The organism is Amycolatopsis sp. GA6-003 (assembly GCF_046267895.1).
Classification (GTDB): domain Bacteria; phylum Actinomycetota; class Actinomycetes; order Mycobacteriales; family Pseudonocardiaceae; genus Amycolatopsis.
In genome coordinates this window covers 1,331,720-1,346,674 of sequence record NZ_CP176499.1, presented here as the reverse complement: position 1 = coordinate 1,346,674, position 14,955 = coordinate 1,331,720, and the positions used below count along the sequence as shown (strand labels likewise).

Below are 14,955 nucleotides of genomic sequence, written 5' to 3'. Positions count from 1 at the left end.
TTCAGCCGGTCCGGCGGGCCGTCGAGCCGCGCACCACCAGCTCCGGCGCGAACAGCAGTTCCTCCACCGCGACCTCGCCGCCGTTGATGCGCTTGACCAGCAGTTCGACCACTGCCCGGCCCATCGCCTCGATCGGCTGGCGGGTAGTCGTCAGCGGCGGGTCGGTGCAGTTCATCAGCGCCGAATCGTCGTAGCCGACCACCGAAATGTCGCCCGGCACGGACAAGCCCTGCCGCCGGGCCGCGCGGATCGCCCCCAGCGCCAGCGGGTCGCTCGCGCACAACACCGCCGTGGCCCCGCGCGGGTACAGCCGCGCCGCCGCCGCGTGCCCGCCCTCGATGGAGAACATCCCGTGCTCCACCAGCTCGTCCAGCACCGGAAGCCCGAGTTTCGCGGCGTGCGTCCGGAACGCCTCGAGCTTGCGCCGCGACGGCACGTGGTCGCTCGGCCCCAGCACCAGGCCGATCTTCTCGTGGCCGAGCGAACTCAGGTGCCCGACCGCCTGCTCGACGGCGACCGCGTCGTCGCACGAGACCTGCGGCAGGCCGAGGTGGCCGACCGCGGCGTTGATCAGCACCGTCGGCAGCCGCCGCTCCACGAGGTGGTGGTAGTGCGAGTGCACGGCGTCGGCCTGCGCGTACATCCCGCCGGCGAACACCACGCCGGACACCTGCTGCTGCAGCAGCATCTCGACGTACTCCGCCTCCGACACCCCGCCCGCGGTCCGCGTGCAGAGCACCGGCGTGAACCCCTGCTGGGCCAGCGCGTTGCCCATGACCTCGGCCAACGCCGGGAAAATCGGGTTCTGCAGCTCCGGCAGCACCAGCCCGACGAGCCGGGCCCGCTCGCCGCGCAGCTGCGTCGGCCGCTCGTAGCCCAGCACGTCCAGCGCGGTGAGCACGGCGGCCCGGGTGCTCGCGGACACCCCGGCCTTGCCGTTGAGCACCCGGCTGACCGTGGCTTCGCTGACCCCGACCTGGCGGGCGACTTCGGCAAGACGACGTGTCATGAGTGAAAGTTACCGCAAACCAGTGCAAGTTTCCGACAGCGGGCGGGCTTCGCTTGCTCTCGCGACGAAACCGCTGGTGAAAGGCTCGGTACATCGGCCAGCGACGTTGACTTCCCGGCGGCAGTGGGCTGTAATTCTTGAACGAATCAGTGAAAATACCTGACTGAATCCCGGGCATTCGCGGCAAAGCGTCCTGCCCCAGCCTCAACGAAGAGGTGCCATGCCGACCGCTCCGCGCTGTTCTCGTGCGCCCCCGGACCCGTTCCCGCCGGTCCGCTCCCTGGTCCCTGCCGTCCCGTGCCACGCGGGGCGCCCTTGTTCGAGTCGTCTCCCTCCTCCCTGGATCAGAGGAAACCCATGAGAACGAAGCGACTGCTCGCGCGCGCCGCGATCGCCGCCCTGTCCCTGCTCCTGACCGCCCCCGCCTGGCCCGCGAACGGCGCGCCCGCCCCCGCCGCCAAGGCCGCCGTCCAGCCCGCCGCCCAAGCCGCCACCGCGACGTACACCGCCAGCAGCCAGCTCCCCGGCTATCCGGTGTCCACTGTGGGCGACGGCAACCAGGCCACCTACTGGGAAAGCACGAACAACCAGTTCCCCCAATGGATCCAGGCCGATCTGGGCGCCGCGACGAACATCGCCCAGCTCGTGCTCAAACTGCCCGCGAACTGGGAAGCCCGCACCGAAACCTTCGCCGTGCAGGGCAGCGCGAACGGCGCGAGCTTCAGCGACCTCGTGCCGTCCGCGGGCTACCGGTTCGACCCGGCGACCGGCAATACGGTCACCGTGAACGTCACCGGCAACACCCGCTACGTCCGGCTGAACATCACCGCCAACACCGGCTGGCCCGCCGCGCAGCTGTCGGAGTTCGAGGTGCACGGCCCGGCGGGCGGTGACACGCAACCGCCGTCCGCGCCCGGCAACCTCGCCTACACCGAGCCGGCGAGCGGCCAGATCCGGCTGACCTGGTCGGCGTCCACCGACAACACCGGCGTCACCGGCTACGACGTGTACGCCAACGGCCAGCTCCGCGGCAGCGTCGCGGGGAATGTGCTGACCTACACCGACAATCAGCCAGCCAGCGCGAGCGTCGCGTACTACGTGCGCGCTCGCGACGCGGCAGGCAACCAGTCGGCGAACAGCAACACGGTGACCCGCAACGGCACTCAAAGCGGCACGAATCTCGCGCTGCGCAAGCCGATCACGGCGTCGTCGACTCAGCAGACCTACGTCGCGGCCAACGCCAACGACGACTCGGTGACCACGTATTGGGAGGGCAGCGGGGCGTATCCGAACCTGCTGACCGTGGCGCTCGGCTCGCACGCGGACCTGGACCGGGTCGTCGTGAAGCTCAACCCGGACCCGGCGTGGAGCGCGCGCACGCAGACGATCGCCGTCGAGGGCCGCGACCAGGGCGCGACCGATTTCACCACGCTGGCGCCCGCGCAGACGTACAGTTTCGACCCCGCTAGCGGCAACACCGTGACCATCCCGGTCACCGGCCGGGCCAGCGACGTCCGCCTGCGGTTTGCCGCCAACTCCGGCGCGGGCGGCGGCCAGGCCGCGGAATTCCAGGTCTTCGGCGTGCCCGCGCCGAACCCGGATCTGACGGTCTCGGCCGTGTCGTGGTCGCCGCAGAAACCAGTGGAGACGGACGCGATCACCGCGTCGGCGACCGTCCGCAACGCGGGAACGGCCGCCTCCGGCGCGACCGACGTAAACCTGTACCTGGGCAAGACGAAGGTCGGCACGGCGGCGGTCGGCGCGCTCGCGGCCGGAGCGTCCACGACGGTGTCGGCGAACATCGGCGCCCGGGACGCGGGCAGCTACGACGTGACCGCGAAGGTCGACGAGGCCAACACCGTCGTGGAACAGAACGAGGACAACAACTCCTACACCAGCGCGACGCCGCTGGTGGTCAGCCCGGTGCAGAGTTCTGACCTCGTCGCAGCCACCGCCTGGTCGCCGAACAACCCGGCGGCGGGCAACACGGTGACCTTCACCGCGACCCTGCGCAACCAGGGCACGGTGGCCTCGGCGGACGGCGAGCACGGCGTCACGGTGACGGTTGCCGACCAGAACGGGACGGTCGTCAAGACGCTGAGCGGGTCCTCCGCCGGGATCATCGCGCCTGGTGCCACCGCGTCGGTGCCGCTCGGAACCTGGACGGCAGCGAACGGGCGGTACACGGTGAAAACTGTCGTCGCGAACGATGCCAACGAGCTGCCTGCCAAGCAGGGCAACAACACCAGCACGCAATCGCTGTTCGTGGGCCGCGGCGCCAACATGCCGTACGACATGTACGAAGCCGAAGACGGCGTCGTCGCGGGCGGTGCGTCGGTGATCGGTCCAAACCGGACGATCGGCGACCTCGCCGGCGAAGCGTCGGGCCGCAAAGCCGTGACGTTGAACGCGACCGGCTCCTCGGTCGAGTTCACCACCCGCGCGGCGACCAACACGCTCGTCACCCGGTTCTCGATGCCGGACGCCGCGGGCGGCGGCGGACAGAACTCGACGCTGAACGTGTACGTCGACGGCACGTTCCTCAAGGCCATCGACCTGACCTCGCACTACGCGTGGCTCTACGGCGCCGAAGCGTCGCCGCAGAACTCGCCGGGCGCCGGACCGGCGCGCCACATCTACGACGAGGCCAGCATGCTGCTCGGCACGACGGTGCCCGCCGGGCACAAGATCAAACTGCAGAAGGACGCGGCGAACAGCTCGAACTACGCGATCGACTTCGTGAACTTCGAACTGGCCGCCGCGACCGCGAACCCGGACCCGGGGCACTACGCGGTCCCGGCCGGGTTCAGCCAGCAGGACGTCCAGGCCGCGCTGGACAAGGTCCGCCAGGACCCGAACCTCACCGGGGTCTACCTCCCGGCCGGGCAGTACGCGATGACCAGCAAGGTCACCGTGTACGGCAAGCCGGTCACCGTGCTCGGCGCCGGACCGTGGTTCACCAGGTTCACCGCGCCGGCCGGGCAGGAGAACACCGACATCGGGTTCGACGCGCAGGCCAGCGCGAGCGGGTCGACCTTCAGCGGGTTCGCCGTGTTCGGGAACTACACCTCCCGCATCGACGGCCCCGGCAAGGTCTTCAACTTCACCGGCGTCACGAACATGACCATCGACAACATCTGGGTGGAGCACCAGATGTGCCTGCTCTGGGCGACCAATGTGGACAACTCCACGGTGAAGAACTCCCGCATCCGCGACACGTTCGCCGACGGCGTCAACTTCACCAACGGCAGCACCGGCAACCACGTCACCAACAACGAAGCCCGCTCCACCGGCGACGACAGCTTCGCGTTGTTCGCCGCCACGGACCTCAACCAGGGCAACCAGTACGACAACGTGTTCGAGAACCTGACCGTGCTGCTCCCGTGGCGCGCGGCGGGCCTCGCGGTGTACGGCGGGTACAACAACACCTTCCGGAACCTCTACATCGCGGACACGTTGACGTACTCCGGGATCACGCTCAGCTCGCTCGACTTCGGCTATCCGTTCCTCGGGTTCGGGCCGCAGCCGACGACCGTCCAGAACGCGACGCTGGTCCGCACCGGCGGCCATTTCTGGGGCAAGCAGACGTTCCCGGCGATCTGGATGTTCTCCGCGTCCAAGGAGTTCCGCGGCATCCGGGTGTCCGATGTGGACATCCAGAGCCCGACCTACAGCGGCATCATGTTCCAGACCAAGTACGACGGCAGCCAGCCGGAGAACCCGGTCCAGGACACGGTGCTGACGAACGTGTCGATCAGCGGGGCGCACCGCAGCGGCGACGAGTTCGACGCCAAGTCCGGGTTCGGGATCTGGGCCAACGAGCTGCCGGAGCCCGGCCAGGGCCCGGCGGTCGGGTCGGCGACGTTCACCGGGCTGACGCTGAGCGACAACGACCAGGACATCCGGAACACGACGACCACGTTCACGATCAACCGCAGCTGAGCACCCGGGCGCCCGCCGGGACCCTCCCGGCGGGCGCCCGTTCCTTCCCCTTCCCCGCAGAGAAGAGAAGACGCCATGACACGGATGCGCTTGTCCCGTCTCGTCGCCGGTTTCCTCGCCGCCGGGCTGTTCGCGGCCGGTCTCACCCACGCCGCCGCGGCCGGCGGCCCGTCACCAGGTCCAGCGATCGCCGAGGTGCCGTTGGCTCGCACGGTATCGGCCAGCAGCGTCCAGCCCGGCTATCCTGTCGCCAACGCGTTCGACGGCAATCAGGACACCTACTGGGAATCGGCCAACAACGCGTTCCCGCAATGGATCCAGGCCGACCTCGGCTCGGCCAAGCCGCTTTCGCGGATCGTGCTGAAACTGCCTGCTGCCTGGGAATCCCGCACGCAGACGCTCTCCGTGCGCGGCAGCACCGACGGCACGACGTTCACCGACCTGGTCCGCTCGACCGGGTACCTGTTCACCTCCGGCACGGTGACCATCCCGGTGACCGGGTCCGCGCGTTACGTGCGGCTGGACGTCACCGCGAACACGGGTTGGCCCGCCGCGCAGCTCTCGGAGTTCGAGCTGTACGGGCCGGACACCGGCGACACGCAAGCCCCGACCGCGCCCGCGAACGTCGCGCTGACCGAGCCCGCCGCCGGGCAGGTCAAGCTGACCTGGTCGCCGTCGACGGACGACGTCGGCGTCACCGGATACACCGTCTATCGGGACGGCGCGCCCGTCGCCACGGTCACCGGCACCACCTTCACCGAGAACCGCCCGGCGGGCACGCGGATCGAGTACTTCGTGCGCGCCAAGGACGCGGCCGGGAACGAGTCCGCGGACAGCAACCACGTCGTCCGGGCCGGGACGCAGACCGGCCAGAACCTCGCGGCGGGCAAGCCGATCGAGGCGTCCTCGACGGTCGGCGCGTTCGCAGCGGCCAACGCGAACGACACCAACACGGGTACTTATTGGGAGTCTTCCGCAGGCTACCCGAACACCCTGACAGTAAAGCTCGGCGCGGACGCCGACCTCTCCTCGGTCGTCGTGAAGCTCAACCCGGACCCGATCTGGAGCGCGCGGACGCAGAACTTCGAGATCCTCGGCCGAGCGCAGGGCGGCACGGAATTCACCTCGCTGTCCGCGCGAGCCGACTACCGCTTCGACCCGGCCGCCAATCAGAACACTGTGACGATCCCGGTCTCCGGCCGCGCCGCGGACGTGCGGCTGCGGTTCTTCGCCAACTCCGGCGCGCCAGGCGGCCAAGCGGCCGAGTTCCAGGTCTTCGGAACGGCCGCGCCGAACCCCGACCTGGTCGTCACCGGAACCGAATGGACCCCGGCGAACCCGACCGAAGTCAGCGACCTGGCCGTCTCGGCGACCGTGCGCAACGCGGGCTCCGCGCCGGCGGCCGCGACGACGGTCAACGTCAGCCTCGGCGGCACTGTCGTCGGTTCCGCCCCGGTCGCCGCACTCGCCGCCGGAGCCTCCACCACGGTGACCGTGCAAGCAGGCAAGCGACCGCAGGGCAGCTACCGCGTGGCCGCGACCGTCGACCCGGCCAACACCGTGGTCGAGCAGGACGACACCAACAACACGTTCACTTCGCCGGCCCAGCTGGTGATCGCGCAGGCCCCGGGTCCGGACCTCGAGGTCACCGGCATCACGTCGAACCCGCCGAACCCGGCCGTCGGCGCGCCGGTGTCGTTCACCGTCGCCGTGCACAACCGCGGCACGAGCGGCGCGGGCGCCTCGGTGACCCGGCTGTCCGCCGGCGGAACCACGCTGAACGCCGACACCCCCGCCATCGCCGCCGGAGCCACGGCGAACGTCGCGATGCCGGGCACGTGGCCGGCGGCGAACGCGACCCTCACCGCGACGGCCGACGCGACCGACGTGGTCGAGGAGACCAACGAGGCCAACAACGCGCTCTCGCGGGCGATAGTGGTCGGCCGCGGCGCAGCGGTTCCGTACGTCGAGTACGAAGCGGAAGCCGCGCAGTACCAAGGCCAGCTGCTGGAGACCGATCCGCTGCGCACCTTCGGGCACACGAACTTCGCCACCGAGTCGTCCGGCCGGAAGTCCGTGCGGCTGGCGAACCAAGGCCAGTACGTGGAATTCACGTCGACGAACCAGGCGAACTCGATCGTGGTCCGCAACTCCATCCCGGACGCCCCCGGCGGCGGGGGACAGGACGCGACGATCAGCCTGTACGTCAACGGCGCCTTCGCGCAGAAACTGAACCTGTCGTCCAAGCACAGCTGGCTCTACGGGACCACCGACGATCCCGAAGGCCTGACCAACACCCCGGGCGCCGACGCGCGGCGGCTCTTCGACGAATCGCACGCGTTGCTGACGCAGTCCTACCCGCCGGGCACGAAGTTCAAGCTGCAGCGCGACAGCGGCGACAGCGCGGCGTACTACGTCATCGACCTGATCGACCTGGAACAGGTCGCGCCGGCGTTGCCGAAACCGGCCGAATGCACGTCGATCACCGACTACGGCGCCGTGCCCGACGACGGGATCGACGACTCCGAGGCGATCCAGCGCGCGGTGACCGACGACCAGAACGGCGTGATCGGCTGCGTCTGGATCCCGCCGGGCCAGTGGCGGCAGGAACGCAAGATCCTCACCGACGACCCGAACGTGCCCAACGGCGGCGGCCAGTACAACCAGGTCGGCATCTCGAACGCGGCGATCCGCGGCGCCGGGATGTGGTACTCGCAGCTGTACTCGCTGATCCAGCCGCAGGACGCGGGCGGCATCAACCATCCGCACGAGGGCAACTTCGGCTTCGACATCGACAAGAACGTGCAGATCTCGGACCTCGCCATCTTCGGTTCCGGCCGGATCCGCGGCGGCGACGGCGGCGCGGAAGGCGGCGTCGGGCTCAACGGCCGGTTCGGCGCCGGCACGAAGATCTCGAACGTGTGGATCGAGCACGCCAACGTCGGCGTGTGGGTCGGCCGGGACTACAGCAACATCCCGGCGCTGTGGGGCCCGGCCGACGGGCTCGAGTTCAGCGGCATGCGGATCCGCGACACCTACGCCGACGGCATCAACTTCACCAACGGCACCCGGAACTCGCGGGTGGTCGACTCGTCGTTCCGGACCACCGGCGACGACTCGCTCGCGGTGTGGGCGAACCAGTACGTGAAGGACCCGGCGGTCGACATCGCGCACGACAACGTGTTCCGCAACAACACGGTGCAGCTGCCGTGGCGAGCCAACGGGATCGCCGTCTACGGCGGGTACGGGAACAAGATCGAGAACAACCTGGTCTCCGACACGATGAACTACCCGGGCATCATGCTGGCGACCGACCACGACCCGCTGCCGTTCTCCGGGCAGACGCTGATCGCCGGCAACGCGCTGTACCGCTGCGGCGGCGTGTTCTGGGGCGAACAGCAGAAGTTCGGCGCGATCACGTTCTTCGCGCAGGGCAAGGACATCCCCGGCGTCACGCTGCGGGACACGGAAATCCGCGATTCGACCTACGACGGGATCCAGTTCAAGACCGGCGGCGGCGCGATGCCGGACGTGAAGATCAGCAACGTGAAGATCGACAAGTCGAACAACGGCGCGGGCATTCTCGCGATGAGCGGCGCGCGCGGAAGCGCGACGCTGTCGAACGTGACGATCACGAACTCGTCGGCGGGCGACATCGTCCGCGAGCCGGGATCGCAGTTCGTCATCACCGGCGGTCCGGTCCCGGCGGCGGCCGCCCGGCGCGAGACGCGATAGGGGGAGAGCGGTCCGGTGCCGGGACTCCGTTCCGGCACCGGACCGTCACCATGAGTGATTGTCGTCCGGTGTTTCCGGCGGGAGGCCGGCAGCGTGTCGAAATCCCGCGCCCAGGTTCGTACCTCGGGGTGAGCAGCCACCCGAGACGAAGGAGACCCGGCCATGACCGGCGAACTCAACGAGGAATTCACCGCGACCCTGCGCAAGAGCCCGGCCAAGGGCGGCCACACCTACCTGGTCTGGCCCGGGTCGGCGGAGTTCTTCGGCACCCGCGGCCTGGTGAAAGTCCGCGGCACCGTCGACGGCGAACCGTTCCGCGGCTCGTTCATGGCGCTCGGCGACGGCACCCACAAACTCCCGGTCAACGCCTCCCTGCGGAAGGCGATCGGCAAGGAGGCCGGGGACTCGGTCACCGTCGTCCTGCTGGAGCGGCTCGCCGGCGGCCGCCGGGAATGAACGCGGATAGTTGAACGTTTGACGACGTGTGAAGAACATTGGCTTCCTCTCGTTCGGCCACTGGTCGCCGAGCGCGCACTCCGAGACCCGCTCGGCCGCCGACTTCCTGCACCAGTCGATCGACCTCGCGGTCGCGGCCGAGGAGCTGGGCGTCGACGGCGCGTACTTCCGCGTGCACCACTTCGCGCGGCAGGCGGGCAGCCCGTTCCCGCTGCTCGCGGCGATCGGCGCGCGGACGTCGAAGATCGAGATCGGCACCGGCGTGATCGACATGCGCTACGAGAACCCGCTGTACATGGTCGAGGACGCCGGAGCCGCCGACCTCATCTCGCGGGGCAGGCTCCAGCTCGGCGTCAGCCGGGGGTCCCCGGAGCAGGTAATCGACGGCTGGCGGTACTTCGGCTACGCCCCGGCCGAGGGCGAAACCGACGCGGACATGGCCCGCGACCGCGTCGAGGTCTTCCTCAAGCTTCTCGAGGGCGAGGGCTTCGCGCAGCCGAACCCGCGCCCGATGTTCCCCAACCCGCCGGGCCTGCTCCGGCTGGAACCGCACTCCGAGGGCCTGCGCGACCGCATCTGGTGGGGCTCGGGCTCGAACGCGACGGCCGTCTGGGCGGCGAAGCTGGGCATGAACCTGCAGAGCTCCACGCTCAAGGACGACGAAACGGGCGAACCGCTGCACGTCCAGCAGCGCAAGCAGATCGAGGCCTACCGCGAGGCGTGGAAGGAAGCCGGCCACGAACGCGAGCCGAGGGTGTCGGTCAGCCGCAGCATCTTCGCGCTGACCAACGACCTGGACCGCGCCTACTTCGGCCGCGACCGCAACTCGCGCGACCAGATCGGCATGATCGACGAGAACACCAGGGCGATCTTCGGCCGTTCGTACGCCGCCGAGCCGGACGAACTGGTCCGCGAGCTGAAAGAGGACGAAGCGGTGCAGGCCGCGGACACCTTGCTGCTGACCGTGCCGAACCAGCTGGGCGTCGACTACAACGTCCACGTGCTGGAGAGCATCCTGACGCACGTGGCCCCGGAACTGGGCTGGCGCTGACCGCACGAGGGCGAGGGGACCGCTGCCGTCCCCTCGCCCTCGCGCACGCCCGTGCCGGACCCGCCGGCCGGTCCCGCTAGCATCACGGAGTTTTCCGGGTGGCGGGACAAAGGGGCGGAAAGTGGGCACGGGGACGTTGAGCGGGCCGGTCCGGCCCGCGGGGACGGCGGGCGGGGAGCGAAGACCGGCGTTCCGGCCGGACATCCAGGCGCTGCGCGCGGCGGCGGTCGGGCTCGTCGTGCTGAACCATCTCTGGCCCACGCGGTTGACCGGCGGTTACGTCGGCGTCGACGTCTTCTTCGTCATTTCTGGTTTCTTGATCACCTCGCATCTGGTGCGCGAGGCCGCGAGCACCGGACGGATCCGGCTCGCCCGGTTCTACGCCCGCCGCGTGCGCCGCCTGCTGCCCGCGGCGTTTCTCGTCCTGGCGTTCGCCGTCGCCGCCGCGTACTTCCTGATGCCCTACCCGCGCTGGGAAGCCAACGCGCAGGAAGTCGTCGCGAGCGCGCTCTACTGGGAAAACTGGCTGCTGGCCGCGAATTCTGTCGACTATTCGCACTTCAACCAGTCGGCGAGCCTGTCCCAGCACTACTGGTCGCTTTCGGTCGAGGAGCAGTTCTACCTGTTCTGGCCGCTGCTTCTCCTGCTGCTGTTCAAAATCCGCGCCCGCTGGGCGAGGTTCGCCGGCGTGGCGATCGCCGGGGCCGCCTCGCTCGGGTTCAGCATCTGGTTCACCGACGTGTCCAAGAGCCAGGCGTACTTCGTGACGCCAGTGCGGGTGTGGGAGTTCGCGCTCGGCGCTCTGCTCGCCTTCGGCGGCGCGCGTTTCGTACTGCCGAAGATCGCCGCGAACCTCGCCTCCGTCACGGGCTTCGCCGCGATCGCCGCCGCCGCGGTGGTGTTCGACGACCAGACCGCGTTTCCCGGCGCGACCGCGCTGCTGCCCGCGGCGGGCACCGCGCTGGTCATCTTCGGCGGCACCCGCGAAGGGCGGCAATGGCACACGCCGCTGTCCTCGTCGCCGCCGGTGCAATGGCTGGGGAATGTCAGTTATTCGCTGTACCTGTGGCATTGGCCGCTGATCATGCTGGCCCCGTTCGCCTTCCCCGACGCGCTGGTCGCCGGTGCGCTGACCTGGCAGGTCAAGGCGGGCATCGTGGCCGCGTCCCTGATCGCGGCGTACGCGTCGAAGCGGTTCGTGGAAGACCCGGTCCGCACCTGGCAGCCGTTGAGCCGCCATGCCGGCGCGACCTTCGCCGGCATGGCAGCCGGAATGCTCGCGGTGTGCGCCGCGGCCGGCGGCTTGACCTGGACCTACGAGCGGCACGTCGACCAGGCAGCTCGCGACTTGGCGGCGGAGATGACCGGCCCCTGCCACGGCGCGCGGGCGCTGATGGCGGGCAACGCGTGCGCCGATCCGTTCGGCCCGGCCAGAAGCGTCGAGATGGGCCCGGCAAACCGGTACTACACGCCGCCCGCGGACTGCCCGCCGCCGCTGTCGCAGTACTCGGCGAGCGACGGCACGAAAACGACCACCCAATGCGATTTCAGCCAGGGCGCCGCCAACCCGACAGTGGTGTGGCTGGTCGGAGACTCGCACGCCCAGCAGTGGCAGGGGCCGCTGCTGAGCCTGGCCCGCAAGAACCACTGGCTGCTGTACACGAGCTACCTGGGCGGCTGCCCGTTCGCCGACATCGAAGCCCTGAACTACCGCGGCACCGCCCCCGACCGGCGGTGCATGACGTGGACACAATCAATGGTCGGCGACATCGCGAAGACGCGCCCCGCGTACGTGTTCACGTCGTTCTACAGCAGGCACGAACGAGCAGACGACCACAGTGGACGGTCGCAAGCGGAGCAGTACCAAGAGGGACTGAACTCGTACTGGACCCAGTGGACGTCAGCAGGCGCGACGGTCTTCGTTCTGGCCGACCCGCCACTGAACGGCCTGGTCCGCCCAACGGACTGCGTGGTCCTGAACCCGGACGACCCACGGCAATGCGCGGTCGACCGCTCCGTCGCACAACCGCCAGACCCGCTGACGGCGGCGGCCAAGGCGAGCACCGACCCGAAGGTCCGGCTGCTCGACCTGACGGATTACTTCTGCGACCGGCAACGCTGCTACGCGGTGATCGGGAAGGTCGGGGTTTATTACGACGCCGACCATTTGAACCTGGACTACAGCTTGAGCCTCGACCAGAGCATCGCCGCAGCGGCGGGCATCCCCGGCTGAAACGGACGCCCGCATTAGTTTCGCTGCTCGAAGGAGGCTTGACTGGCATGAGGGTCAGTAAGCGACGTACGCATGTTAGTCGACGCCGTCCCGCGCGCCTCGGCCTTTCGCGTCCGAGGCGCAGATCGCTCGCGGATCGCATTCGGTCGAAGTGGAGCTGGGACCGTCTCGCGATGACGCTCCCAGGCCTTGCTGCTGTCATCGCGTTGTTTTTTCACCGCGGAATCCCTCGGAGCCACTCGGGATCAGTTGGTCCTGTCGGAACGCGGGCAGGTCTCCGACAGATTCAGGAACGCGATGGAGCAACTGGGCGCCAAGGAGATCGCCACCAGGCTCGGCGGCATATACGGCCTTGAACGACTGATGGCCGATTCTCCGCGCGACTTCAGCATGATCGTGCAGGTGCTGGCCTCATACGTTCGCGAACGTGCTCCCGTGTCCGGCTGCGGCCAGCGGCAGACGCCGCCGACGGATGTTTAAGCAGCGATTACGGTACTCGCGCGGCGGGATGACTCGTCTGGGCGATTGCAGCATCCGATAGATCTTCGGGGCACCTGCTTGAGGGGTGCCGACTTCGGCGGAGACTGGTCGTTCTCCAGCGCAACGAATCGGCGAGGAGAAATCAACTCGGCTATTGCTGAAAGGGACAAGGACGGCGACGGAATTTTCGAGAGCAAAAACATCGGAGATTTCCGTGAGCCGATGCTGGATAATTGCGACCTGACCGATGCGAACTTCACTGGGGCGCTGTTGATTGGGGCGGCTGTGAACAATGCACAGCTTAGCCGGAAGAGTTTAACGTCGGCCGGGGTTGTGCGGGGTCCGTGGAAAGCAGGTCTTCGTTGACGGCGTCGCGATGACTCTCGAGCAAATGCGCAAGTCCACAGGTTAGCGATAGCCGCTAGGGCCCGCACTGTTGTTGTACAGGTGCACGGCCGCGCCGGTCAGCGAGACGGCGCTGCGTACCTGCGACCGCTCCGCGCCGAAACCCCGCATCGAGCAGCTGAACACGCGACTCGCCGACACGTTGTTCTCCATGTGCCAACTAGGCATGCACACGCACATCTCCTCGGAAGAGCGTGTCAACACTTCCGGTCCGGTAATGCTCGAAAGGAGGAGAACTGCGTCCTCCAGGGTTCTTTCCGTGTTCCGTTCCGCGCCGCCGCTCCTAGGCTCGCCCTCATGACCATTCCTTCCGAACCCATCGGCAGCATCCCCCGTTCGCCCGAATTGCTCGGTGCTCTCTCCGCGCGGCAAAGCGGGCAGCTCGGCGACGCGGCCTTCGCCTCCGTTCTCGACCGGGCCGTCCGCGAGACCATCGAAACGCAAGCGAGCCTGGGCGCGACCGTGGTCACCGACGGCGAGCAGCGCAAACCCAGTTTCGTCACCTACCCGATCGCGGGCGCGGCGAACCTTTCCCCGGACGGCGTCGTCATCCCGTTCGCCGACGGGCATCAGCGGCAGCTGCCCTGTCTGGCCTCCGGGCCGTTCCGCTACCAGGAGCACGCCGGACAGTATGTGCGGGCCGCCCGGCAGTGCACGAATCTTCCGGTCAAGCAAGCGGTCATCGCGCCTTCCGCGCTGTCGCTGCTTTATCCGGCGGCCGGGCTCGACGGTTATTCGCGCGAGGATTTCCTCGCCGACCTGGTCGACGGGGCCGAGGCCGATATCCGCGGCTGCCTGGACGCGGGCGCGCACGTGGTCCAGCTGGATTTCACCGAGGGTCGCCTGTCGCTGAAGCTCGACCCCAGCGGTCAGGTGCTGCGCGATTTCGTCGCCTTGAACAACCGGGTGCTGGCGCGGTTCAGCGAAGCCGAGCGGGCGCGCATCGGCGTGCACACCTGCCCGGGCGGCGACCAGGACTCGACGCACAGCCTCGACGTCGACTACGCCGAGCTGCTTCCCGCGCTGTTCGAGCACACTGCCGGCAACTTCTACGTTCAGCTGGCCAGCGAGTCCGATCCGGACCGGGTCCTGCGCGTCCTCGCGGACCGGCTCCGGCCGGGCGTCCGCGTGTTCGTCGGGGTGACCGATCCGATCGACCCGCGCGTGGAGACCCCGGAAGAGGTGCGGGACCGTGTTCTGCGCGCGGCCCAGTACCTCCCGGTGGATCAGCTGGGGACTTGCGACGACTGCGGCTTTTCGCCGTTCGCCGACGACCAGTCGACCTCGCGGCAGACTGCGTTCGCCAAGATCCGAGCGCGGCTGGAAGGAACTGCGCTCGCGGCGGATCAGCTGGGGGTCGGTTTTCCGGCGTCGCGCGACAGCCAGGAAACTCACCAGACCGCCGCTGTCGACTGAATATCGCGCGGCGCAAGGGAAAACCGCCCGGCGACGGTTACGCAGGGTGTTTCGTCGTGCCTGGATCGGGCCAGGCACGGCCACGACCGAGGCAGCGGCGGTGACCCGCTACTAGGCGCGCCCGACGACCCGGGCCGGTTTGCCTGCCCCGATAGGGAAACAGCTTGCCCGGCCGGGTGTTCCGGCCGGGTTTCGCTGAACCGGATGGTCTTGCGGTAACGGGGTGCG

The 14,955-nt window shown here is 68.8% G+C and carries 10 protein-coding genes; 8 read left to right on the top strand and 2 right to left on the bottom strand.

Features of this window, described 5'->3' with window-relative positions; all coding sequences use genetic code 11:
* Position 1 precedes the first annotated feature (1 nt).
* On the bottom strand, positions 2 to 1,009 hold the full coding sequence (locus F9C12_RS05740) for a LacI family DNA-binding transcriptional regulator (RefSeq protein WP_409180924.1): 1,008 nt from the start codon (positions 1,007 to 1,009) through the stop codon (positions 2 to 4).
* Between the two features lie 357 nt (positions 1,010 to 1,366).
* Here F9C12_RS05740 and F9C12_RS05735 point away from each other — a divergent pair, with 357 nt between their 5' ends.
* The 7 genes from F9C12_RS05735 (at position 1,367) to F9C12_RS05705 (ending at position 13,272) form a co-directional block, all read left to right on the top strand.
* Complete coding sequence (locus tag F9C12_RS05735) at positions 1,367 to 4,951, top strand: CARDB domain-containing protein (RefSeq protein ID WP_409465063.1); 3,585 nt, start codon at positions 1,367 to 1,369, stop codon at positions 4,949 to 4,951.
* 75 nt (positions 4,952 to 5,026) lie between these two features.
* Positions 5,027 to 8,686, top strand: coding sequence for a CARDB domain-containing protein (locus tag F9C12_RS05730; protein WP_409465062.1), 3,660 nt, complete (start codon positions 5,027 to 5,029; stop codon positions 8,684 to 8,686).
* Between the two features lie 162 nt (positions 8,687 to 8,848).
* A complete protein-coding gene (locus tag F9C12_RS05725) occupies positions 8,849 to 9,142 on the top strand; it encodes a DUF1905 domain-containing protein (protein ID WP_409465061.1) in 294 nt (97 codons plus the stop codon).
* 28 nt (positions 9,143 to 9,170) lie between these two features.
* Complete coding sequence (locus F9C12_RS05720; RefSeq protein ID WP_409180920.1) at positions 9,171 to 10,193, top strand: LLM class flavin-dependent oxidoreductase; 1,023 nt, start codon at positions 9,171 to 9,173, stop codon at positions 10,191 to 10,193.
* A gap of 121 nt (positions 10,194 to 10,314) precedes the next feature.
* Entirely contained in the window at positions 10,315 to 12,426 is a 2,112-nt protein-coding gene (locus F9C12_RS05715) for an acyltransferase family protein (RefSeq protein ID WP_409465060.1), read from the top strand.
* A gap of 297 nt (positions 12,427 to 12,723) precedes the next feature.
* Positions 12,724 to 12,906 carry a hypothetical protein gene (locus tag F9C12_RS05710; protein WP_409465059.1) on the top strand — a complete coding sequence of 61 codons (183 nt, stop codon included), beginning with the start codon at positions 12,724 to 12,726 and terminating at the stop codon, positions 12,904 to 12,906.
* A 222-nt stretch (positions 12,907 to 13,128) separates the two neighbouring features.
* Positions 13,129 to 13,272 (top strand): pentapeptide repeat-containing protein, encoded by a 144-nt coding sequence (locus tag F9C12_RS05705; RefSeq protein WP_409466968.1) that lies wholly within the window; start codon positions 13,129 to 13,131, stop codon positions 13,270 to 13,272.
* Between the two features lie 42 nt (positions 13,273 to 13,314).
* On the opposite strand, the gene F9C12_RS05700 is transcribed toward F9C12_RS05705, so the two are convergent.
* Positions 13,315 to 13,479, bottom strand: coding sequence for a hypothetical protein (locus F9C12_RS05700; RefSeq protein WP_409465058.1), 165 nt, complete (start codon positions 13,477 to 13,479; stop codon positions 13,315 to 13,317).
* A 129-nt stretch (positions 13,480 to 13,608) separates the two neighbouring features.
* Between F9C12_RS05700 and F9C12_RS05695 the strand changes: the two genes are divergently transcribed.
* Complete coding sequence (locus tag F9C12_RS05695; protein WP_409465057.1) at positions 13,609 to 14,727, top strand: cobalamin-independent methionine synthase II family protein; 1,119 nt, start codon at positions 13,609 to 13,611, stop codon at positions 14,725 to 14,727.
* Positions 14,728 to 14,955 lie beyond the last annotated feature (228 nt).

Excerpts from the sequence above, each read along its gene's own strand:
- F9C12_RS05730 (WP_409465062.1), top strand. The coding sequence starts at position 5,027 with ATGACACGGATGCGCTTGTCCCGTCTCGTCGCCGGTTTCCTCGCCGCC.
- F9C12_RS05740 (WP_409180924.1), bottom strand. The coding sequence starts at position 1,009 with ATGACACGTCGTCTTGCCGAAGTCGCCCGCCAGGTCGGGGTCAGCGAA.
- F9C12_RS05705 (WP_409466968.1), top strand. The coding sequence starts at position 13,129 with ATGCTGGATAATTGCGACCTGACCGATGCGAACTTCACTGGGGCGCTG.
- F9C12_RS05700 (WP_409465058.1), bottom strand. The coding sequence starts at position 13,479 with ATGCCTAGTTGGCACATGGAGAACAACGTGTCGGCGAGTCGCGTGTTC.
- F9C12_RS05710 (WP_409465059.1), top strand. The coding sequence starts at position 12,724 with ATGGAGCAACTGGGCGCCAAGGAGATCGCCACCAGGCTCGGCGGCATA.
- F9C12_RS05735 (WP_409465063.1), top strand. The coding sequence starts at position 1,367 with ATGAGAACGAAGCGACTGCTCGCGCGCGCCGCGATCGCCGCCCTGTCC.
- F9C12_RS05695 (WP_409465057.1), top strand. The coding sequence starts at position 13,609 with ATGACCATTCCTTCCGAACCCATCGGCAGCATCCCCCGTTCGCCCGAA.
- F9C12_RS05725 (WP_409465061.1), top strand. The coding sequence starts at position 8,849 with ATGACCGGCGAACTCAACGAGGAATTCACCGCGACCCTGCGCAAGAGC.